Below are 22,850 nucleotides of genomic sequence, written 5' to 3' on the forward strand. Positions count from 1 at the left end.
TCGTCATTGAGCAGCCAAAGCGTGATGCCCTTGCTGGGCTGATCCACGGCGAATGCATCGAAGCGGTCCGGCAAGGGCATCAGCACGGTGCGGCGCTCATGAACGACTGCCTGATCAGGCGCCCTGGGCCCGTCAGTGTCAGGTATCTACACCAACAGGCGAGCTCACTTCAGTCCATGCTGGCGAAATGCGCCTGCATCCTGCCAGCATCAGCAGCATTGCCGCTGATCAGCTCGAATGCCTTGACCGCCTGGAACACCGCCATCTTGCCACCGTCCAGGGTCCGGCAACCGAGTGCTCGAGCGTGGCGCAGGAGTGGCGTATCAAGCGGGAAGTAGATGATCTCGGCGACCCATAGCCGTGCATGCAGCAATCCGACGGGCACGGGTGTGCCCGGTAGCTTGGCCATACCCACCGGCGTTGTATTGACTAGGCCATCGGCGTCAGCCAGGGTGGCGGCCAGGTCAATGCCAAGGCTGGTTCGGCCTGCACCGAAGCGCTCGTTGAGGTTGTCGACCAGAGCTTGCCCGCGGGCGAAATCTATGTCGAACAGCGCCAACTGTTCGACACCTTCGGTCAGCAGCGCATGGGCGACGGCAGACCCGGCGCCACCGGCGCCCATCTGCACCACACGCCGTTTTTGGACGTCAGCCAGGCCGTGTCTGAACCCCTCGGCGAAGCCCAGGCAATCGGTGTTGTGGCCCATCCGCTTGCCGTCCTTGAAGACCACCGTGTTGACCGCGCCGATGCTACGCGCCTCATCGGACAGTTCATCGAGCAACGGCACGACCGCTTGCTTGAACGGGAAGGTGATGTTGAGTCCGGTAAAACCGGTGCGCTGAGCAGCATCGAGCAGATCGGGCAGGGCGCTGTCTTTGAGTCCTAACTCATCGGCATCGATCAGCCGGTACAAGTAACGCAACGATTGCGCGTCGCCCTCACACTCATGTAGAGCAGGGGTGCGCGATGCCTGGATGCCGCGGCCAATCAGGCCAACCAGAATGCTTTGCTCGCTCATGCTGCTCGCTCGACACACATGTGCCCAAAGTGTGCCAGCGCCATGCGATAACCTGCGCTGCCCAGACCGCATATCACCCCGACTGCAATCGATGAAACGAATGAGTTATGCCGGAACGGCTCGCGCTTGTGCACATTGGACAAGTGCACTTCGATCACCGGTAGCTCGCTGGCCACCAGTGCATCACGAATGGCCACCGACGTATGGGTCCACGCGCCTGGGTTGATCACAATACCGGCGCAACGGCTGCGGGCAGCGTGGATCCATTCGATCAATTCGCCTTCGTGGTTGGTCTGGCGGAATTCGATGTCCAGGCCCAGATCGCGAGCGCTGGCGCCGCAGCTATTAGCGAGGTCGCTAAACGTTTCGCGACCGTACTGGTCCGGCTCGCGGGTGCCAAGCAGATTGAGATTGGGGCCGTTGAGCACGAGGATGCGGGGCGTCATTGGCAGATCACTGTGTTGTTATTGGGAGCTCCGATGTTTGTACTATCTGGTTAATTCGTCAATCGATGTACGTGATTGCACGTTGAATATGTGCGATTACCGAACCACGAAGTTCGGCTGCCTGGCAGCGCGAAACTTGAATGCGCTGTGTTGGGGCCTGTTTTACAGTTCCACGCGTAGCTTTGTTGCTACAGCCGTGTTCGCGCCCTCTAGCTATCGCCATGCCCGACCACGGGGCGTCTCGTTGCCCCGACCCCAGGGGCTGCAAGCATGACGAGAGGACACCCAGGAAGCGGAAAGGATTACCAAGCCGTGCCATCCAGAGCGCTTCAGAAACTGGCCTTGACCTGCAATCCGACTACCAGCGCATTATCAATATCAGCGCCGGTAAATGCCCCAGGCTCGATGATGTACTGCAGATCCGGTCGCAGATTGAGCCAGGGTGTGACCTGATATCCATAGCTCAGCTCGATCAACTGCTCGGCACTGTCGATGGTCGGGAACTCCTGATCATTGCGCGCAGCTGCATCCTCCAGCACAGCTCGACTACGGGGGTTCGGTACGGCGCGGCCGTAGCCCAGCGACAAGGTATCCCGCGGGCGCCCTGCAAACGGCTGATACAGCACAACACCCGTGCCATACCATTTTGTAAACGGCGATGCAGCCTTGCTCGATGCCGAGTACTGACCAAAGGCATGCAAACTGCGGCCTGCCACGCCCGGGTCATTCCATACCGCCTGATCGATCAGCAGGTAGTGCCCACCACGGCCGGCCACTTCGTCATTGCGGCCAATGCGCTTGACGTTTGAGCTGTCGTAGTAATAACCCACTTTGTACTCACCCGGTAGCTCGCCCAGCAGCCTGTACACCAGCTCCACCGGCACCACCGTGCCTGTGGTGTGCTTGGGGCCAAGCTTCCAGGCACGGCTGGAGTTGCCGTTGCTCTCGGGGTCGACATTGAACGCCGCCACGCGCACTTGCCAGGCTGGCGACAGGTCGTATTTGACCCGTGCACCGAGCCGCGCGTTGGGGTAATTGGTCCAGCCACTGCCGCCGGACATGTTCAGCGGATGCCCGCAAAAGCCGGCATTCATGAAGTTGCATAGGATCCCGCTGTCGAGGCCGCCAAGGTCGTTGCCCATGGCCATGTAGCCGAGCTTGATATTCAGCGCCGGGGTAAAGTTGCGCTCATAGCTGAGCTCGGTGAGGCGGGTGTACAGGCCACCGAAGTTTTCCTGGATCGGCAGGCGGTTGCCTACCAGTTCTTCCGAAGCGCTGTGCCCGCGGCGGTCGTTGATGCTCAGTTGGACCTTGCCGGCGTTGTCCAGTCCGTACAAGCGGGACAAGTCGAACTGCACGCCAAGCTTGATGTTCTGCGAATAGCGCGCCGAGCGGTGCAGACCGCCATCGGTGTTGTAGGCGGTTTCGCCGCTGTAGTCAGCGCTGAACTTGACGCCGTTGTCTTCTAATTGATGGCGCAGGCCGCCCCAGTCGCCAGTGAAGGTGCTGCGGCGCAGCAGATCGGCTTCGGCCATGGCACCGTTGCTGGCCAGGACCAGAAGCAGGCCGGCGGTGATGGGAGCAGGGGACAAACGGAACACGAAGGACATTGCGCAGCTTTCCTGGAAATCGCAAGGTGATGATGAACGGCGCCGCTCAATGCATGAGGCCGCCACTGCAACGTGTGTGCAGAAGCGGCCTCGTGCTGTACGGGAGAGGCGCCAGTTATGGCAAGGCGTAGGCCATTACATAATCGCCACGGTCAGTCGACTGGCGGGCACCGCCTGCGGTGACGACCACGTACTGCTTGCCAGTCTTGGGCGACACGTAAGTCATCGGGCCACCCTGGCTGCCGACGGGCAAGCGAGCCTTCCAGACTTCTTCACCGTTGCCACTGTTGAAGGCGCGCAGGTAAAAGTCCTGGGTACCGGCAATGAACACCAAGCCGCCTTGGGTCGACAGGGTGCCGCCCAGCGTTGGCAGGCCGATCTTGATCGGCAGGTGCATGCGGATGCCAAGCGGACCCGTGTCTTCAACGGTGCCGACCGGCACTTGCCAGGCGATCTGGCGGGTCTTCATGTCAATTGCGGTCAGGGTGCCGAACGGTGGCGCCTGACACGGGATTCCGGCAATCGACAGGAAGCGGTTCTTGTTCACTGCGTACGGCGTACCTTTGAGCGGTACCGCCCCCATCCCGGTGTTCAGTGCTTCGCCACCACTGGCAGCTTCAGCCTGATTCTGCGACGGAATCATCTGACTCCACAGCCCCAGGCGCATGTCGTTGACGAAGATGAAACCATGCACCGGGTCGGTGGAGATGCTGCCCCAGTTCATGCCGCCCAGCGAGCCCGGGAAGCTCAGCGATACGTCGGTGCCAGGTGCGGTGTAAAGGCCGTCATAGCGCATCTTCTTGAAGTCGATGCGGCACAATAGTTGGTCGTATGGCGTAGCGCCCCACATGTCCGATTCGGCCAGGGTTTGAGCACCGATCTGCGGCATACCGACCGACTTGGGCTGAGTGGGTGAGTACGGCTCGTTGGGGATGTTGCTTGGCTTGACCGGCACCTCGTCGACCTGGGTCAGCGGTTTGCCGGTAGCACGGTCGAGCACGTAGATCTGCCCGGCCTTGGTACCGATTACCACCGCAGGGACGGTCCGGCCGTCGTCCTTGGTGAAGTCGATCAGGCTCGGCTGCATCGGCAGGTCGAAGTCCCACAGGTCGTTGTGGACGGTCTGGTAAACCCACTTCTCGTCACCGGTAGTGGCGTCCAAGGCCAATACCGAGGCGCCGTAAGTGTGGTCGAGCTTGCTGCGTTCAACACCGTAGATGTCGGTGGACGATGAGCCCATCGGCAGAAACACGGTGTTCATCGCAGGGTCATAGGACATCGGCGCCCAGCTGTTCGGCGTACTGCGCACGTAGGTGCTGCCGTCGGCGGGGGCATTGCGGTCCTCAGGGTTGCCTGGGTCGAAGGCCCAGCGCATTTGCCCAGTGATGACGTCAAAGCCACGGATCACGCCACCTGGCATGTCGGTCTGTACGTTGTCTGCAACACGGCCGCCAACAACCACGGTGGTGCCGGCCATCAGCGGTGCCGAGGACAGCTGGTAGAAGGAGTCCGGTACATCGCCCAGGCCAGCCTTCAGGTTGACCTGACCATTGGTGCCAAAGCCCTGGCAGAACTCGCCAGTGTCAGCGTCGACTGCAATCAGGCGACCGTCGATGGTATTGGTCAGCAGGCGGCGCTGGCAGTTGGCGCCAGGCGCTAGCGCAGCTGCAACGACGGGTGAGCTGTTCGGCTGGGTGGGCTGGGCCAGTGGCGCAGTGGCGTCGAAGTAGGCCAGGCCGCGGCAGCGCTGCCAGACTTTCGATTGGGCGTTGATGGTGTTTTTCCACAGCTCATTGCCGGTGTCGGCATCGAGTGCAATCAGATTGTTGTGCGGCGTGCAGATGAATACTTTGTTGCCGACCTGGAGCGGGGTCAGCTGGTCTTCGGCACCGTTGCCATCACTGATAGCGACATCGCCGGTGTGGTAGGTCCAGGCGACCTGCAGCTTGTCGACGTTACCGCGGTTGATCTGATCAAGGGCGGCAAAGCGGCTCCCCCCTTCGGTATTGCCGTAGTGAGCCCAGTCTTTTTGCGCATGCGCAGGTGCGACTGCGGTCAGCCCCGGGCCTATTCCGGTCGGGGCCACGCTTGGGTGGGCGACGAACATGTTGCCGGCCGCGACCACAACCGCTACCGCCATCACACCAGCGACAGCGTAGGCACCGCGTCCAGTACCGGTACCGTTGGCGCGCTTGAGCAGCGGGTACACCAGCGCGACGACGGTACCGATCACGGCAAACATGAACAGGCGCGAGAACAATGGCCAGAACACCAGTCCGGTATCAATCACGGCCCACAGTGCGGTGCCGAGCAGGAATGCGGCATACAGCCAGGCCCCAGCGACCTTGCTGCGGGCGATCAGGATACCGGCGATCGCCATGGCCAAGCCGCCGATAAGGAAGTACCAAGAGCCGCCCAGACTGGCCAGCTTGATGCCGCCAGCAGCCAGCAGTAGGCCAAGCAGGGCGATGACCGCGCCAAAGCCAACCAGAATGATTTTCGAGGCGCCAGATGCGCGCGGTGAGTCGTTCATGCCAAGGATCTCGCGATGGAATGCGCAAAGCATAAGCCCTTAGCAAGCTAATTAACAAGTTAGTACATTTATCTCCGAGATAGCGTATTGCAACGCCAACATTGCCAAGATGCGACGAAATTATCGAAATGTGTAGGTAATTTTCTCTAACATGCCGAGTTTAATGACGTGAAAATTTCGTCAAAAACATCGATTTGTCACGGCTATGTGTAGGTTGAGCTTTCAGGCATCAGACCTGGCAGCCGCCCGGTCTCATCAATCTGACCTTTCTGACGGACATTGGCTGGCCACAGTGGACCCCAGTGATCGGCGAAAATGACCACCTGAGTTACCGGCGCATCAGCGATTTATGCTCACCGTCAATTTATGGCGCTGTTGTTTCTCTGCCTGTGCCACGTCTACCTTGGGCAGTAATAGGTCCTTGACGGGTAGCCAGCCCAACGTGAGCGTTTGATGTCGGCGTTACGGCGTTTATAGTAATCGGCCGCCGTGAGGTCAATTACGAGCAAAATGCTGCATTTGATCACTCAGAGCCTGCTCCAGGAGGCCAAGCGCAATTTGGCTACACCGGTATGACGGTACAGGCGTTCTCCGACCCGATGAGCCTTTGCGTGCTGGTGTACGTTCACGGCGTGTTCTAACCCGGCACGGGGCAGTGGCCCAAGGCCTTCTGGAGTGACCGATGAGCATCGACAAACGCATCAAGTTTCGTCACCTGCAGTGCTTCCTGGAGGTGGCACGCCTAGGCAGCCTGGCGCGTGCAGCCGATCGGCTAGCGATCAGCCAGCCTGCCGTCTCCAAGACGCTCAAGGAGCTAGAGGATGCGCTGACCGCACAGTTGTTCGAGCGTGGTAAGGAAGGCGCCACGCTGACTGAGGCCGGGGTGGTCTTCCTGCGTTATGCCGGGCCAAGCGTGCAGACACTGCGCGAAGGGGTGGAGAGCCTACGCGGCGGAGACTTCCAACCCAGCAACGTGCGCCTTGGCGTGCTGTCCACGGTCGAGGGCGAGTTTCTGCCGGAGGTGGTGCGCCGTCTGCACAGGCGCCATTGCTCGCTGGTGATCAGCGTGGTTACCGGGCCCAGCGCGCCTCTTCTGTCGCAATTGCGCGTGGGCGAGCTGGACTTGGTTGTCGGGCGCATGACTGATAGTCCGCAGATCCAAGGACTGACCTTCGAGCATCTCTACAACGAGCCCCTGACCCTGGTGGTACGAGCCGGCCATCCACTGCTCGAGAGGGCTTTCGATACGGTCGCGCTGGAGGACTATCCAATGGTCCTTCCGACAGTTGGCACTACTATCCGCAAACGCATCGAAAGCCTGCTCGTCGAGCACGGTCTGCGTTTGCCAAATCGACGACTGGAAACCCTGTCATTAAGCCTGAGCCGGCGTTATGTCGATACCAGCGAAGCGGTTTGGGTGGCGCCGACCGATGCCGTGCGCAGCCCCCTGGCCAAAGGGGAGTTGGTGGAACTGGCGCCGCAGCTGCAAGAGGGGGGTGGCTCGGTGGGCATCTGCAGCAACGCCGCCTTACCACTGTCCCTCGGCGCACGCTGGTGCCAGGAAGTGTTGCGCGAGCTAGGCCAGGAGTATCGCGTGCACGCGTATCCATAACCTGTTGGTTATGGATACGCGGCGCCTTTTCAGTTTTCAGATCCGGCAGGCTCGCGGAAACTGCGGCGCACATGCCTGATAGTTTCCAGGCTCCTATAACGCCAACAACAGGAGACCGCCATGTCCGAACTGGACACCGGCCGTTTCGTCATACGAGACCGCAACTGGCACCCCAAAGCCCTTACGCCCGATTATAAAACGTCGATCACCCGCTCGCCGCGACAGGCGTTGGTGAGCATTGCGCAGTCTATTTCGGAGACCACAGGGCCGGACTTTTCGCACCTGAAGATGGGCGATCATGACAACGACCTGCTGCTCAACTTCAACACCGGCAGCCTGCCGATCGGCGAGCGCATCATCGTCTCCGGCCGGGTCATGGACCAATACGGCAAGCCGATCCCGCATACCTTGGTGGAGATGTGGCAGGCCAATGCTGGTGGCCGCTATCGACACAAGAACGACCGCTACTTGGCACCGATCGACCCTAACTTTGGGGGTGTCGGCCGCACGCTGACAGATAGCGCAGGCAACTACATGTTTCGTACCGTCAAGCCCGGCCCGTACCCGTGGCGTAACGGACCCAATGACTGGCGGCCAGCGCATATCCATTTCTCCATCAGTGGCCCGTCGATCTCCGCTAAATTGATCACCCAGCTGTATTTCGAAGGCGACCCCTTGATTGCGATGTGCCCCATCGTCAAGTCGATCGCAAACCCGCTAGCGGTACAGAGCCTGATAGCCAAGCTCGACATGGGCATGGCCAACCCCATGGATTGCCTGGCCTACCGTTTCGACATCGTGTTGCGCGGCCAGCGCAAGACGCACTTCGAAGATCGCTAAGGACTCACGCACATGCCTATTGAACTGCTGCCCGAAACCCCTTCGCAGACCGCCGGACCTTACGTTCATATTGGACTGGCTCTGGAAGCCGCCGGTGTTGCCCCACGTCCGCAGGAAATCTGGAATCAACTGGCCAAGCCAGATGCCCCTGGCGAGCACATTCTGCTGTTCGGCCATGTCTATGATGGCAATGGCCATTTAGTGCGTGATTCCTTCCTTGAAATCTGGCAGGCCAACCATGAAGGGGTCTACGACACCCGCTTTGACTTGGAGAAGTCGTTCAACAGCTTCGGCCGTACCGCCACGACCTTCGATGCGGGCGAGTGGACGTTGCAGACGGTGAAGCCGGGTGTCGTGAAAAACGCCGCTGGAGTGCCGATGGCACCGCACATCAACGTGTTGCTTTTCGCCCGGGGTATCAATATCCACCTGCATACGCGTATCTACTTCGATGATGAAGTCCAGGCCAATCAGGACGATCCGGTACTCAACTTGATCGAGCAGCCACAGCGTCGCCAGACGTTGATCGCCAAACGCTGTGAGGTGAACGGCAATCTGGCCTACCGTTTCGATATGCGGATCCAAGGCGAGGGGGAAACCGTTTTTTTTGACTGCTGAGCGTACCCATTTGGCGCTGGCTCTGTTGCCGAGCCGTCGCCAGGAGCGTAGTCAGGGCTTGGCGCGCTGGCTGTCGAACGGGCCTGAGCTGCCCTTGCGGCCTCTCAGCTCGAAAGAAGGTCCGCGCAGCGGTCCTGATTTTGCCGGTGGGCCCCTGAGGCAGACGCTGCGCCCCAGATAACTTTCCCGATTTTTGGAGTACCCGCTTGAGCAGCCCAAGCAATCAACTTTTCGACTTGTATTTCACCCGGCCGGCCATGCGTGCGATCTTCTGCGACAGTGGACGACTGCAGGGTATGCTGGATTTCGAGGCCGCGTTGGCACGTGCCGAGGCGAGCACCGGTTTGATTCCCGCTGAGGTGCTATCGCCGATCGTCGTCGCCTGCAACGCCGACCTCTACGATCCGGCGGAGCTGGCACATGCAATCGTCAGCGCTGGCAACTCGGCGATTCCACTGGTCAAGGCGCTGGGCAAGCGCGTCGCCGCGCAAAGCCCAGACGCAGAACGCTACGTACACTATGGCGCCACCAGCCAGGACGTCATGGACAGTGGCTTGGTGCTACAGCTGCGCGCCGCTGTCGAGGTGCTCGAAAACGATCTCGCCGATCTGGCCAACGCCCTGGCAACGCAGGCCGAGCGTCATACCGATACCCCAATGATCGGGCGCACTTGGTTGCAGCAGGCCACGCCGGTAACCTTGGGCATGAAACTGGCAGGCATGCTCGGTGTAGTGACTCGCCACCGCCAGCGCCTTGAGCAGCTAAAGCCACGTCTACTGGTGCTCCAGTTCGGGGGTGCTTCCGGCACCCTGGCAGCATTGGGCGAGCAGGCTTGGCCAGTCAGCGAGGCCTTGGCCCGCGAGTTGGGGCTGAATTTGCCTGAACAACCTTGGCATACGCATCGCGATCGACTGGTCGAGTTCGCGAGCCTGCTCGGCTTAATCGCCGGCAGTCTGGGCAAGCTGGGCCGGGACTTGAGTTTGATGATGCAAACCGAGGTCGGTGAAGTTTTCGAACCTTCCGCGCCGGGCAAGGGTGGCTCTTCAACCATGCCGCACAAACGCAACCCGGTCAGTGCCGCCGTGCTGATCGGCGTGGCCGTACGCGCGCCGGGGCTGGTCTCCACCATGCTCGCGGCCATGCCGCAGGAGCACGAACGCAGTCTGGGCTTATGGCATGCAGAATGGGAAACCCTTCCGGAGCTGTGTTGCATGATTTCCGGCGCACTGCAGCAGGCGTTGCTGGTGGTGTCTGGGCTGGAGGTGGATGCCGAGCGCATGCGCAGCAATATCGAACTGACACAAGGTCTGGTACTGGCCGAGGCGGTGAGCATTTCTCTGGCGCAGCGCATCGGACGGGATACCGCCCACCACTTGATCGAACAGTGTTGCCGCGAGGCGGTGGAGGAGGGGACTCACCTTCGCGCAGTGCTGTCGGCCAACACCGAAGTCAGCGCACAGCTCTGTGCCACTGAGCTTGATCGCCTGCTCGACCCGGCCCAATACCTCGGTCAAGCGCGCCGATGGGTCCAATGTGCTGTCGCTGAACATTCGAACGTTTCGCGTGAGGAGCTTTAGATGCCTACCCTACAACTTGCCGATGGCGACCTCAACTATCAACTCGAAGGACCGCCTGGTGCGCCCGTAGTGGTGCTGTCCAACTCGCTGGGCACCGACCTGCACATGTGGAATGCGCAAATGGTGGCTTTCACCGAGCACTTTCAAGTACTTCGTTACGATACCCGAGGCCATGGGCGGTCGCTGGTCAGCGAGGGCCCCTACAGCATCGAACAACTGGGGGGCGACGTGCTGACGTTGCTCGACGGACTTGATATTCAGCGGGCAAGCTTCTGCGGCCTGTCCATGGGTGGGCTGATTGGCCAGTGGCTGGCGATCCATGCCCCTGAGCGTATCGAGCGCCTGGTGCTTTGCAACACGGCTGCAAAAATCGGCACTGCGCAGGTGTGGAATTCGCGCATCGAAGTCGTGCTGGCCGGTGGCGTTCAGGCCATGCGCGATCTGCGCGATGCTTCGATCTCACGGTGGTTCACCGCCGACTTCGCCAAGGCCGAGCCCGCCAAGGTCGAGCCCATTGTCGACATGTTGGCCCAGACTTCACCGCAAGGCTACGCCGCCAGTTGTGCTGCGGTGCGCGACGCCGACTATCGCGAGCAGCTCGGTGCTATCGGTGTGCCGACACTGATCATCTGCGCCAGCAGCGATCCGGTGACTAACATCGAGCACGGCCGCCTGATGCAGGCGCGCATTGTCGGTGCCGAGCTGGTCGAACTCCACGCCGCGCACCTTTCCAACGTGCAGGCCAGTGATGCCTTCAGCCAGCACGTGCTGGCCTTCCTGACCGCCTAAGCGCGCGAGGACCATCCGATGGACGAGAAACAACGGTACGAAGCTGGTATGCAGGTACGCCGCGCTGTGCTGGGTGAAGCCCATGTTGATCACAGTCTCAAGCACCTGACGCCGTTCAACCAGGAGTTTCAGGAAATGATTACCCGCCATGCCTGGGGCGATATCTGGACTCGCCCGGGCCTGTCGCGCCACACACGCAGCCTCATCACTATTGCGATGCTCATCGGCATGAACCGCGAAGGTGAACTGAAGCTGCATTTGCGCGCGGCCAGGAACAACGGCGTAACTCGAGAGGAAATCAAGGAGGTGCTGATGCAGAGCGCCATCTACTGCGGCATCCCGGCTGCCAACGCCACCTTCCACCTGGCCGAATCGGTGTGGGACGAGCTTGGCGTGGAATCCCTCGATTCTGCCAGATGAATGCCTCGAGTCGCCAGGGTTGAAAGACGCGCCATCAATCGCCGAGCGGGCAGTTACGGTTGCAACGCGGCGCAGCCCTACGTACTAACTTTTTCGAACGGTCGAAGCGGGCTGTAGTTATCGGCGTTCAAGTAGGGGGGCTTGGTCAAGCATGGCTACCCTACCGAACACGCGTGCATGTAAGCTTGGATGCCCCGCACACATGAGTGCTAACAGGAGGTTCGATATGAGCAAGGTAGCTAAACCGTTTTACTTCGTCGCCATACCCCTGATTGCCGTGGGTACGGCATTTGCAGCCGTTGGCGCCTCAGGGCAGGCCGCTTTCGGGTATACCGCAGTCGGCTTGCTGACGCCTGGGCTGGCATTGCTCATAGCTGGGTATCGCAAGCGGGCCTGAGGCGCGTACTTGCCTAACTGATGGATGAGTGCAACTGCAAAATCTGACCCGTCAAACCACCTGAGGCAATAAAGGCGCGTCCCTCGATCCGCCGCGCAGCCCAGCTAACCTTGTGGCCAACTCATACTTTCGAAAGGGTTTGTTGAGCCGAGGCAGCGCCGGATCAATGCCTTCACGTTCTGCGTAGCCGGAGATGATCAGAATCGCAATGTCAGGTCTGCTAATGCGAACCGCTCTAGCCAGCTCGGTCCCACTGATGCCGGGCATGAGATGATCGGTGACAAGCAGGTCGAACGGCTGTTTAGTGTGCATCAATTCCAATGCCTGCTCACCGGACGCAGCCTCGACCACGCAGTATCCCAGCTCAGCGAGCATGTACGCCGTACTTGCCCGCACCAGTTCTTCGTCGTCCACCAGCAGCACGGTGCCGCGCACCAGCGGTGACTCCTGGAGTGGGTCGATGCGCAGTGCCTCATTGGGTTCGGTTGTGCTGCGAGGCAGCCAAAGCTCTACATTCGTACCTAGCCCTGGAGCGCTATGAAGGGTGAGCGCACCGTTAAGTTGCGAGGCCAAGCCATGCACCATGGATAAGCCCAGCCCGGTGCCTTTGCCGATACCTTTGGTTGAAAAGAATGGCTCCACCGCGTGGGCGAGGGTGGTCGCATCCATGCCAATCCCCGTATCAGCAACTGACAGGCACAGGTACTCGCCTGCCGGAAGTTTCGAGCGGTGGTCAATGTCGACCATTTCCGTGCTGGCGGAAATGCGCATCGTGCCGCCGTCAAGCATCGCGTCACGCGCATTCACCGAAAGATTGAGCATGGCCATCTCAAGTTGATTGAGATCCGCGATGGCCGCTGGCAGATTTGCCGGAACATCGACCACGACCTTGATTTGAGGCCCAATGGTGCTGGCCACAAGGTCGGCCATGCCGTTCAATAACTTTGCCACGTCCACCGAACTCGTCTGAAGGGGTTGTCGACGTGCGAAGGCAAGCAGCCGCTGGACAAGCGTCGTGGCACGTTCTGCCGACTGCATCGCACCAGCGATCAGCCGTTGCTCGCGTTCGCCGCCCACGCCCCGGCGCTGGAGCATGTCCAGGGTGCCGACGATAGGCGTGAGGAGGTTGTTGAAGTCGTGAGCGACGCCGCCGGTAAGTTGCCCCATCGCTTCCATCTTCTGGCTTTGACGCAATGCTTTTTGTACTTCTTCACGCTCTGCAATGGCTCTGGCGATCCGCTCTTCGAGGGAGGCGTTGAGCTCTTTGAGCGCGTTTTCGGCGACCTTGCGAGCAGTGATGTCTATCGCTGTCCCGGTCACGCGCAAGCACCGGCCGGTGTGGTCGAAGACGCCACGGCCTTTGGCCGCCACCCAGCGTACGATGCCGTCATCGCGGCCGACGGTTCGATAGTCCACGTCGTAGAGTGCACGGCGCAGCGGATCGATCGCTGCCGCGAATGCGTCGATCGTTGCCTCGTAGTCGTCAGGGTGTATGCCTGCATAGAAATCTTGGAGGGTGACCGGCGCGTCAGCTGACATCCCGAACATCGCCTTGGTCTGCGAAGGCCATACCAGCGTGTCATTGATAAAATCCACGTCCCAGAAGCCTACGTCAGCATGGTCAACTGCCAGACGCAGCCTCTGCTCACTGGAACGAACCGCGCAGTCCGAACGGGAGCGGTGCACGACCAGCCCCACGGTCTGGGTCACGAAATCGATGATTTCCATATCGGCGGGCAGTGGTTTCCGGCGCTCAGCGTGGTACAGGACGAATAGGCCAAGCACTTCGCCCTGGGCTGAACGGATCGATGTCGACCAGCAGGGGTGCAGCCCATGTTCGAAGGTCAAATCGCCAAGGGTGGCCCACCGAGAGCGGGTGCTGATGTCCACTGCCGCCAGGGTGCTCGAGGCATCCAGCCCCAGGTCGATGGGGGCGCCCGCAAGGGCTTCACGGTAGACGCCAGGCAGGCTGGGGCTTGCACAGTGGTGCACATGGCTTACCCGCTCATCAAAGAGCAGAATGCTCCCAACGAAACCTGAAACCGATAGCCCCTCCACCTCGCGAACGATCGCCTCCAGCGTGGTGCTCAGAGGGGTCGATGTAACCGCCAGTGCCAGGATTCGGTTTTGCGCCGCTGCAAGTGCCGCCCCACGGTTACGCGCTTGGGTCAGACGCGCATTTTCGATGGCAATCGTTGCCAGCCGCGCCAGGTTCTCCAATCTGTTGATCGTATCGAGATCATGGTCTTTTGCCTCGGACCAATATGCGCCCAACGCAGCCACCGGCAAAGGCCGCCCGATGGGCACCATCACAAGGCTGCGGACGAAAGTCGAGGAGTACGCCTGGCTGGGTATGCGTGAGTCGAGCCGAATGTCAGCGATGACAACCGTTTCTTGATGCTGCATGGCCCACCCTGAAACACAGGTGTCGGCTGGAAAATCCTGCCCTTGCCATAGGGCAGATGCCGAATCCTCGGCTACGTAGAGGCACTTGCCGTGATTTTCGAGGATGACTGTAATACCTTCAGCTCCTACCGCCGCGCGTGCATTGTCTCGCAACACGGCAACGACTTCTTCCACGGATTCGGCCCTGGCCAGGCGCTCGCTGGCATTGAGCACGTGGTTGAGGCGGTCATCGCTGGCCGGGTGCTTGGAATCATTGCGCAAACGAATCTCCCAACGGCCACAGCGTCTTGATCTGTAGTCTGGTCAGTGCGAAAAAGAAGGGGAGTGCGTTACCGGCGTTTACTGGCGGACGCGTAGAACCGGGAGTCTCTCAGAAAAACCCACCTCTAGCACTAACAAGGTGGGGAATTCGTCTTGTTTGATCATGTTGGCGACATCACGCCAGCTGCATGCACAAAGCAGAGTTTGTTCCCTTCAATATCCCGGCAATAAGCACCGTAGTAATCCGAGGCATACTGCGGCCTCAACCCAGGTGCGCCCTCATCTTGAGCACCCATCGCCAAGGCTGTACGCCATGCCGCCTGCACCTGATCCTGCGAAGCGGCGGCAAAACTTATTTGCACGCCGTTTCCCCATGTCGCCGGCAGTCCGTTGAACGGCAGTTGCACGTAGAACTGAGGCCACTCCCTGTCCGGCCTTTGCCATCCAGCACCCTGCGGGCCGCCATCGTGGTTGTCGGGCATGCGGACAAGCCCCAGGGTGGCAAGTACGGCATCGTAGAACCTGATCATGGCCGGCAGGTCGCGAGCACCTAGCTGAATGTGGCTGAACATGTACGCTCCATAAGATCCGTTGATCGACAGCAGTAACACACAGCTCATCTGAGAAAGGCAATGCCATCGCTCACCCAGTCAGATGTCACGCCCTGGGTAGCTGGGTTCAGAAAGCTTAAGGCTCACTGGCGATGAGGGGTTAGGCCCAGCAGCGCCTAGATGACCCTCACTCGGCAAAAGCCGCAACAATCGCATCCACTACAACCCTCACCCGTGCCGTATGTGCCAGGTCCCGATGCAACACGAGCCAGGCTTCATAGGGCGTGGCCCGCTGTCGATCAGGCCAGACGCGCACCAAACTGGCATCGCGCTGGGCCATGTATTCCGGCAGCTCACCCAGGGCCAGCCCGGCGCGCACGAAGGTCGCCAACATGAGGCTCGAGTCCAGCTCCGCGACTACCCGGCCGCCGGACCTGGGCTCTCCCGCCAGTGTATCGTCCTGCCGGGCGGTTACACCTTGTTGGTAAAAGGCGATGTCATGGCCTACCAAGGCGCTGCCAGGTTCTGGCTTTCCACGCAGGTCAAGGTACCGCTGTGCCGCATACAGCCCCACAGGCCAGTGAGCCAGCCGGCGCACGATCAGGTCAGGTTGCTCCGGCCGTACGGTGCGCACGGCCACGTCGGCCTCCCTGCGCCCCAAGTCCAGTAGACGAGTGGTGGTGGTCAGAATTACCCGCACCTGCGGATGAGTGACCCGCAGTTGCTCGATCGCAGGTATGACGAAATCCACGGCCAGCGCATCGGTGGTGGTGAGGCGCACCTCACCCGATGGATGAGGATCGTTTCCCTCACCCTGGCGCTCGAAGGAGACGGCCATCCGCTCCATCTCCTCAGCCTTCTGTACGAGCTGTTGCCCAGTGGTAGTCAACGCCAGGCCACCGGTGCTGCGAAGAAACAGTCGGCTGCCCAGCGTCTGCTCAAGCCCCGCCAGACGCCGACCGACTGTGGTTTGGTCGATGCCCAACGCCGTGGCTGCGGCCCGCAGGGTGCCGGCACGGTGTACCGCGAGGAAAATGCGTACGTCATCCCAATTCATCAATGCACGCTTCCTGAAGATGCAAATATGCAGCCCTGGGCTGCGATTACGTGCATTTTCGCATTGATGCACGCTGCATAACATAGCGGGCTTGAATCACCGTCCGAATCACGCAGCCGGCTTAAGCCGGGTATCAGGAGCACCATGCCTCGCTTATCTTTCATCCTGACAGTCGCCATGCTGAGCGCCTTCGGCCTCGTCGCCTCGGATATCTACCTACCCGCGATGCCGGGCATGGCCACTGAATTTGGCGTTGCCAGTTGGCAAATGCCGCAAACCGTCTCGTTCTATTTGCTGGCACTGGCTTTTGCGCAGTTGGTTTATGGCCCACTGTCTGACCGACGTGGACGCAAGCCCGTGCTGCTGGCCGGTGGCGTTCTCTATCTGCTGGGCTCCATGGGCTGCGCGCTGTCCAGCAGCTACATGGGCTTTATAGCGTGGCGTATGGTAGAAGCGCTGGGAGCAGCGGCGGGGCTGGTGATTGGTCGCGCGTTGATTGCCGATACCTGCGACAAGCGCACTTCGGCGAAAGTCTACGCCGTGGTTTACCCCCTTGTGTCACTGTCGCCGGCCTTGGCCCCCGCAATCGGCGGGCACTTGGCCGTGGCGTTCGGCTGGCGAGCCGACTTTCTGTTCGTTGCCGCATTCGGGGCGCTAGCACTGCTTCTGGCACTGTTTGTATTGCCTGAAACGCTACCGGTCGCGACGCGTACCAGGACGGGACTCTTCGCCGGCTTCGGCCGCGTACTGGGTGACCGCAACTTTTGCCGCTACACAGTAGTGGTGTGTTCAATCTACTGCGCCTGGTTCGTTTATTTGACGCAGTCGCCATTTCTTTTCGTACAAGCAGGCTTGAGCGAGGCGCAAAGCGGGTGGCTGTACGTGCCGCTTACTTTGGGCATCATCGGAGCTAACCGGTTGGCCCGGCGGTTGCTTGACCGCTTGCCTTACGACCGTATTGTCGCGATAGGCATTACCTGCTTCGTACTGGGCGCCATGGGTTTTCTTCTGGCTTATACCATGGGGTGGCGCAGCGTGACGGCCGTGGTGCTGCCGATGTGCCTGGTCAGCCTGGCCAACGGCTCGTCGTTGTCGCTGGCGATTTCGGGGGCTATCGCCAGCGAACATGGGCATGCGGCCACTGCATCGGGGTTGGTGGGGTTTTGCCAGATTGGCAGCGCAGCCGTTGTGGCAATGGGTGTGAGTGCGGTATCAGGCACAGGGTTTGGTGTACTCGCCGGGGCGGTGGCGGTGTTGAGCTGTGTGGCATTGTCTGCGTGCAACCCTTTGGCCTATCGCAAGCAACCGGCGCAGCGAGGGTAGCGCGCTCGGGTTGGCCTGCACGCTTAATGCTGGCTCAGCGCTTCGCCCAGTTGCGCGTCGTCAAGCAAGGCCTTGGCCATCGCGCAGAGGTAGTGGGAAGCCCAGATCAAGTGCTGCTTGTCTTCCATCAAGCCGTCAAGGGTCATGTCCCGAGCGTAACCCATCAGCTCCGAGGCCTGCTCGCGGGCCATCTCACAGGGTATACCGGGCTCGATACGGAAGAGAGGGCTTGTTTGGTCGGTGCCCTGATAGAAGGTGGTTTGGCCAACGGTAAACGTGGTTTCTTCTCCGGACATCTTCGTTCTCCTCAAAAGGGTGCAGTGCTTGCACGAGCCACATCGCTGGCGAACCAACACCCAGCGGGGTGAACGGACGATTCGCCATGCGAGCGCACTTTTCAACAGTTACGGGTCAATGGCAGATTGGATGCTTCGGTCGCATCTGGACATGCGTTACCGCTGACTCGAGCAGAGCCTTCAGCGTCTCGAGTTCATGCAGAGAGGTCAGCATCAGCACCGAAGCGGGCGACCTGAAACCCAGTGACATGGCCTGTTGCACCACGGCGGCCGCGCACGTGGCGTATTCGGTGGCCTGGACCAAAATGTCTTCAAGGGAGCCACTGTGAAGAGGGGGATCGGGGACGATCTTGAGCATGGTTCAACTCCAACGTGGAAGGAGGAACTACCACATTCAGGCCGTCAAGCAATGAGGGTGGTAGCTGTACGCGGGTTGACGGACCGAGACGTTGGCACTCGGCGCACCACAGGGTGCCCGCACGTACAGCCACCATAAAGTGTGCACATGAGGCAGCGTTCTCGGTCCGTCAAAACCGGTCGCTGAATTGGCAGCGACCCGGCGAGACTAGAATCCACACCGTTCATGTGCAACAACAAATGGGCGCAGGGAGTATCTTTGGGAAATGGCCTACAGGGAAGGGCTTAAATCTGATTTTTTCGCAATGCGATTGCTGCACTGTCACCCCTTGGCGTCTTCGATGATTGAACACACGGACCTAGCTCATCCACCTTTGGCCAATACCTTGGTACGTTCGCCTATGGGCAACATGGATATCGAACCCACGCGTCAGTACCTGAAATCACTCATCACGCCAGACCAGGGCCGGTCATGACTTATCGCACGTGCACGCCTTCACTCCTTATCTTTTTTTGTGCAGCCTCGCTTACTGCCTGCGTGCCGTGGAAGCGGGAGCGCGCAGCGTACGCGGATGTCTGCGAAACGAAGCATGAACTTCAGGTTGCAGGCCTGCCAGACGGCGGACCCATCCACCTCGAAACCTACCTCTATGATTACTCCGCGCGCTGGCGCGACGAACCATTCGAGCAGGTGCTGCATGTACAGTACCCAGGGGAAAAATACCCGCGACCGGAATTCTATGTACAACTGATCGCTTACAACGAGGGGCGTCAGCGGCCTGCGTCCGGTTCCGCACGCGGGGCCGCGCCGATACCCATCCTCTATGACAGCCGGCAGGCGTTCATCACCCTCAATGACGGTTCGCGATTGAATGCCAGACCCGAGCTTTATCTGGGTGGCCCGGTATATGACTATCCGACATTCGCGCCGCAGCAGGCGCGACCTTCGCCGTATGACATCAACGCAGACGAAGTGCACAGCAAAATTCCGAAGATCACCAACAACAAGCATTACGGGTCCGTTTATGTGATTTTCCCGACGGACACGTTTGACGCCGAGTCCAAGTGGACCATTCACCTGGGCAATCTGCAGGTGCAGGGTCAGGACGTCGCCATCCCACCGTTGCAACTGTGCTATCAACCGGTCAAGACGTGGATCGGGATCGAGCCGCTGATGCGCCCCTGAGTGAGCGCGGGCCGGAGGTAATGTGATCTCTCTGTTTGAGGCAGCGTTGTGCCGCTATGGGCTGGCGCCCCTGCACAACCGCAGGGGATTGATCTTGTGCGAGCGCGTGCGCAGCCCATCCAAGGCTGCCTGGCAGCCCCGGATGTAGCAGTCACTATGGCGGGCAGGGGGCTCTACCCCCGCCGCTCCTCAGAAGCGAACCGTGATCCCGGCATTGACCGAATGGAACCGGGAATCAGAGCCAAACTGCCCTTGATACGACAGCCCTACATCGGTCTGACGGTTCAGCTGCACCTTCGCCCCCACTTCAGTGAGTGCCACGTTTCGCGTCTGGGCAATCCCTTGCACCTCGAAGTTCGGTCCGCCTGCAAACGCCTGCTCATTGCGTGGGTCCAGGTCGCCGTAGGCTCGGCGCCAGCCCAGGGAGCCGAACAGTTGGGTATCGTGATTGGCCACGCGTGTGTGGGTCGAGGCCCGCATGCCGACCGTGGAGAACCAGGTGTCCTGTTTCTCGCTCGACACGTTCAGGGCCGCTGCGCCGCCCTTTTCGCGGAAACGGTCGGCGTCGTAGTTCACGTAGGACACCCCTACGAACGGCTCCAACGCCACCGCGCCCAGGCCGATGCGGTAGGCCGCTTCGCCACTGGCTTGCAGCGTGTTGGCGTCGCGCTTGCCCTTGAGATGGTCGCTGTAACCGGCAAACGCAACGTTGCGGCTGCTGTCGAGCTTGTGCCAGGTGTAGCCCACATCTGCACTCAGGCGCAGCGCGTCGATCTGGGCGCCGGTGTACAGGCCCAGGTGATAGTTGTCGCTGTGACCCTTGGCATCGCGGTCATCGGCATCGAACTTGGAGCGGCTATAACCGCCGTACACGCCGGCACGCCAATCCTGGGTGATGCTGCCGTCTGCGCCGATCAGCACACCGCCGGTGCGTTGGTGCAAGCCGCTGGCGCCGTTGTTGCCATCGAGCTTCGACCAGTTGCCGAACACTTGTGCCCATGCGCCGCCTTGCGCCTCTGGGGTGGCCGGCATCAGGTTCGATGCCCCTGTCGGCATGCGCACGGTGTTGTTGTCCAACAGACCGCGAACGCGGGTGCCGAGCACCCCAGACACGACCTGACTGTTGGCAATCAGCGCGGTGCCCGTGCTGCTGTGGTAATCACCGGACAGCTGATCGATGGCATTGCGGGCACTGGCTGCATCCAGTACCAGCAAGTTGTTGTAAAGCCGCAGGGGGTCGCCGCTTTGTTGCAATCCACTCAGGGCACCCGCCGTATTCCACTGGTTCTGTGTGAGCGCCACGGTCTGGAAGATGCCCGGGGTGCCTGTCGTTGGCGGTTGAACAGGTGGCTCGACCGGCGGCTGTACCGGGGGTTCCACGGGTGGCTCGACCGGGGGCTGCACCGGGGGCTCGACGGGCGGTTCTACAGGCGGCTGCACCGGGGGTTGGACAGGTGGCTCGACCGGCGGCTGCACGGGCGGCTGCACGGGCGGCTGCACGGGCGGCTCGACCGGGGGCTCTACAGGTGGCTGTACCGGCGGTTCCACGGGAGGCTCCACAGGCGGCTCCACAGGCGGCTCCACAGGTGGTTCGACAGGCGGTGTAGTGCCTTTCTGCGCAATGGTCAGGTTCAGTTCATTGGCGGTGCGCTGCAGGCTGACATTGAGAAATGCCGAGTTGGTGAACGCCTGCGCATACGCGGTACCTGCTGCTGCGCCCTCCACCACGCCGCCCTGGGCGGCCAGCAGGGTGTAGGTCTGGCCGGTCTGATAGCTTTGCGCATCGTTGAGGGTGGTCACGTCTACACGCGTACCGCGCAGGGTTGCGCTGCCGCTGACGTTAACCCGGTCGGCGCCGCCATTGCCTGCAATGTCGGCGGCGTACCTGGAGCCTTCGGCCATGTCCAGGTCGCCCTTGATGTTCAAGGTGCCGAGTGCCGCTTCACCTGGCGACAGCGTACCGCCCGAGGCTACCTGCGTGCTCCCGACCTGTCCGTTACCGGCCAGCACGCCACCTGCCAGTACTTGGGCACGGTTGCTGTAGTTGCCAGAAGCGTCGGTATGCCCGACGGTACCGTTGACCACCAAGGTGCCGTTGCCCACACTCAGCAATGACGTGCCTCGTGGGTTGGTCTGGTCTACATCGCCGTCGAGTACCAGCCGCCCGCCACGCACTACCGTGCTGCCGGAAAGGCCCGTCAGGTCGCCGCCCAAGGTGGTGTCGCCACTGAACGCGTACACACGGCCCGCGCCACTGATGCGGTTGTTCACTTGCAGGTTGCTGTCGGTATGGTTGAACGCCAGCGCACCGCTGCCGGCGCCGAAGCGAATGGCGGTTTGCGGATCGAGACGGCCCGCCGCCTGGGCAGAACCGGCGCTGATGGCATCGATGTCGGTACGCGCATCGTCCCGCACGACGGCACCACCGATGCTTAGCGTGCCACGGGCGGCGGAGTTGATGCTGGTCAGCTCGCTAATGTCGATGCCGTCGGCGCTGCTCAGCTCGGCGCCGTTGGACAGGGTCAGGATGGTGCTGGATGTCGTGGTGCCCAGCGTCATGGCGCGCGTGGCCAGACGGGTGCCTTCACCGGAGACATTGACCTGGGTGTTACGGCTGACGTTGGCCGAGCCCAGCGCCATGGAGTCGCTGGTCAATACGGCGCCGTCGCTCAGGCTCAGGTCGTTGCGGTTTCTGAAGGTGCCGGTGTTGTCCCAGCGGGTGCCAGCGCCCGACAGTTCGCTGATCGAGTTGATGGCCACGCGCTCACTGACCAGTTGCCCACCATCCTTGAGGTTGATGCGCGAGTCGTACAGGAACACGCCACCGGACGTGACGTTGACGGTGTCTACTTTCGAGCCCTGGCCGCTGACCAGCAGGTTGGCCCGCGACAGGGCGTTGCCGGCATTGCCATTGTCACTCAATTGCAGGTCCCGCACCGACACCTGCCCACCGCCAAGCACGTTGAGAGTACCTTGCCCGGCGCCACCGATCACGATGGTGTTACCCAGCACCGCGCCGGTGCGTGGCACGTTCCAGCGCGTACCAGGGCCCTGCACGATGACCGTGGCCATCGCCGTGCTGGCCGCGTCGTTGGTGGACGACCCACCGATTCGGCCGCCGAAGCTGGTGACCTGGGCGCCATTGTTGAGCGTAAGCGTGGACGGCGTGCCGTTGCTGGGGCGCAGCACCACAGCGCCGTCAATGCCTCGGTCGCTGCTGAAGGTGTCCTGACCGCTGTCGAGCACATAGTCGGCCGCGTACGCGCCGGGTGCCATGGCGAGCGTTATCGCGAAGGTGAGGGGGGATAACTTGAACAAAGGGTTCATAACGACTCCGGAGACTCCATGAGATGCCACCTGCGTGGCCACCGAGCCCGAAGGGCTTGGTGTTCCTGTATACGGCGGTTAACAGGGGGAGTATCGGGAGCGACCCAAGACGGTGAAATAGTACGAGTGTGCTAGTGGGGCGCCCACTGTGACGCACTGCACACTTCTCAGCCACAGGTGGCCGATCCGCCGCGTTCAAAGGCTGTTACGCCAGTAATGGCCTTTT

At 60.9% G+C, this 22,850-nt stretch carries 19 protein-coding genes; 9 read left to right on the plus strand and 10 right to left on the minus strand.

Annotation, left to right across the window (positions count from 1 at the left end; translation table 11 throughout):
- Positions 1–169: 169 nt before the first annotated feature.
- The 4 genes from FH041_RS04660 to FH041_RS04675 form a co-directional block, all read right to left on the minus strand.
- Positions 170–1,018, minus strand: a complete 849-nt coding sequence (locus FH041_RS04660) for a shikimate dehydrogenase (RefSeq protein WP_028686418.1) — start codon at positions 1,016–1,018, stop codon at positions 170–172.
- Positions 1,015–1,464: a type II 3-dehydroquinate dehydratase gene (aroQ, locus tag FH041_RS04665; protein WP_088523187.1), complete on the minus strand. Its 450-nt coding sequence runs from the start codon at positions 1,462–1,464 to the stop codon at positions 1,015–1,017. Before aroQ ends, FH041_RS04660 begins: the two co-directional genes overlap by 4 nt.
- 329 nt (positions 1,465–1,793) lie before the next feature.
- Positions 1,794–3,074 carry a carbohydrate porin gene (locus FH041_RS04670; RefSeq protein ID WP_042139108.1) on the minus strand — a complete coding sequence of 427 codons (1,281 nt, stop codon included), beginning with the start codon at positions 3,072–3,074 and terminating at the stop codon, positions 1,794–1,796.
- 115 nt (positions 3,075–3,189) lie between these two features.
- Entirely contained in the window at positions 3,190–5,607 is a 2,418-nt protein-coding gene (locus FH041_RS04675) for a glucose/quinate/shikimate family membrane-bound PQQ-dependent dehydrogenase (RefSeq protein WP_140174221.1), read from the minus strand.
- A 682-nt stretch (positions 5,608–6,289) separates the two neighbouring features.
- Here FH041_RS04675 and pcaQ point away from each other — a divergent pair.
- The 7 genes from pcaQ to FH041_RS22655 all read left to right on the plus strand — a co-directional run bounded on the left by pcaQ (position 6,290) and on the right by FH041_RS22655 (position 11,860).
- Positions 6,290–7,219 (plus strand): pca operon transcription factor PcaQ, encoded by a 930-nt coding sequence (gene pcaQ / locus FH041_RS04680; RefSeq protein ID WP_027916065.1) that lies wholly within the window; start codon positions 6,290–6,292, stop codon positions 7,217–7,219.
- A 120-nt stretch (positions 7,220–7,339) separates the two neighbouring features.
- Positions 7,340–8,059, plus strand: a complete 720-nt coding sequence (gene pcaH, locus FH041_RS04685) for a protocatechuate 3,4-dioxygenase subunit beta (protein WP_027916064.1) — start codon at positions 7,340–7,342, stop codon at positions 8,057–8,059.
- 12 nt (positions 8,060–8,071) lie between these two features.
- Entirely contained in the window at positions 8,072–8,677 is a 606-nt protein-coding gene (gene pcaG, locus FH041_RS04690; protein ID WP_027916063.1) for a protocatechuate 3,4-dioxygenase subunit alpha, read from the plus strand.
- Positions 8,678–8,883: 206 nt separating this feature from the next.
- Positions 8,884–10,254: a 3-carboxy-cis,cis-muconate cycloisomerase gene (locus tag FH041_RS04695; protein WP_140174222.1), complete on the plus strand. Its 1,371-nt coding sequence runs from the start codon at positions 8,884–8,886 to the stop codon at positions 10,252–10,254.
- The gene (gene pcaD / locus FH041_RS04700; protein WP_132578412.1) at positions 10,255–11,043 is read left to right on the plus strand and encodes a 3-oxoadipate enol-lactonase; all 789 of its coding nucleotides are present in this window, start codon (positions 10,255–10,257) and stop codon (positions 11,041–11,043) included.
- A gap of 18 nt (positions 11,044–11,061) precedes the next feature.
- Positions 11,062–11,463 (plus strand): 4-carboxymuconolactone decarboxylase, encoded by a 402-nt coding sequence (pcaC, locus tag FH041_RS04705; RefSeq protein WP_027916060.1) that lies wholly within the window; start codon positions 11,062–11,064, stop codon positions 11,461–11,463.
- Between the two features lie 226 nt (positions 11,464–11,689).
- Complete coding sequence (locus tag FH041_RS22655) at positions 11,690–11,860, plus strand: hypothetical protein (RefSeq protein ID WP_166741483.1); 171 nt, start codon at positions 11,690–11,692, stop codon at positions 11,858–11,860.
- Between the two features lie 51 nt (positions 11,861–11,911).
- Here the strand turns inward: FH041_RS22655 and FH041_RS04710 are convergent, their stop codons facing one another.
- From FH041_RS04710 to FH041_RS04725, 3 genes are all read right to left on the minus strand, one after another.
- Positions 11,912–14,527, minus strand: coding sequence for an ATP-binding protein (locus FH041_RS04710; RefSeq protein ID WP_236165607.1), 2,616 nt, complete (start codon positions 14,525–14,527; stop codon positions 11,912–11,914).
- Positions 14,528–14,688: 161 nt separating this feature from the next.
- Positions 14,689–15,099 carry a VOC family protein gene (locus FH041_RS04720; protein WP_027916059.1) on the minus strand — a complete coding sequence of 137 codons (411 nt, stop codon included), beginning with the start codon at positions 15,097–15,099 and terminating at the stop codon, positions 14,689–14,691.
- A gap of 166 nt (positions 15,100–15,265) precedes the next feature.
- Positions 15,266–16,135 carry a LysR family transcriptional regulator gene (locus FH041_RS04725; RefSeq protein ID WP_027916058.1) on the minus strand — a complete coding sequence of 290 codons (870 nt, stop codon included), beginning with the start codon at positions 16,133–16,135 and terminating at the stop codon, positions 15,266–15,268.
- A 144-nt stretch (positions 16,136–16,279) separates the two neighbouring features.
- On the opposite strand from FH041_RS04725, the gene FH041_RS04730 reads away from it, so the two are divergent.
- Positions 16,280–17,458, plus strand: coding sequence for a multidrug effflux MFS transporter (locus FH041_RS04730; protein ID WP_104926306.1), 1,179 nt, complete (start codon positions 16,280–16,282; stop codon positions 17,456–17,458).
- Between the two features lie 23 nt (positions 17,459–17,481).
- Here the strand turns inward: FH041_RS04730 and FH041_RS04735 are convergent, their stop codons facing one another.
- The gene (locus FH041_RS04735; RefSeq protein ID WP_028686410.1) at positions 17,482–17,754 is read right to left on the minus strand and encodes a DUF3077 domain-containing protein; all 273 of its coding nucleotides are present in this window, start codon (positions 17,752–17,754) and stop codon (positions 17,482–17,484) included.
- Between the two features lie 115 nt (positions 17,755–17,869).
- Entirely contained in the window at positions 17,870–18,112 is a 243-nt protein-coding gene (locus FH041_RS04740) for a hypothetical protein (RefSeq protein ID WP_027916055.1), read from the minus strand.
- 471 nt (positions 18,113–18,583) lie between these two features.
- Here FH041_RS04740 and FH041_RS04745 point away from each other — a divergent pair, with 471 nt between their 5' ends.
- The gene (locus FH041_RS04745; RefSeq protein WP_028686409.1) at positions 18,584–19,297 is read left to right on the plus strand and encodes a hypothetical protein; all 714 of its coding nucleotides are present in this window, start codon (positions 18,584–18,586) and stop codon (positions 19,295–19,297) included.
- A gap of 189 nt (positions 19,298–19,486) precedes the next feature.
- Here FH041_RS04745 and FH041_RS04750 read toward each other — a convergent pair whose 3' ends face one another.
- Entirely contained in the window at positions 19,487–22,624 is a 3,138-nt protein-coding gene (locus FH041_RS04750) for an autotransporter domain-containing protein (protein WP_140174223.1), read from the minus strand.
- Positions 22,625–22,850 lie beyond the last annotated feature (226 nt).

This window comes from Pseudomonas sp. SWI7 (assembly GCF_006351945.1).
Classification (GTDB): domain Bacteria; phylum Pseudomonadota; class Gammaproteobacteria; order Pseudomonadales; family Pseudomonadaceae; genus Aquipseudomonas; species Aquipseudomonas fulva.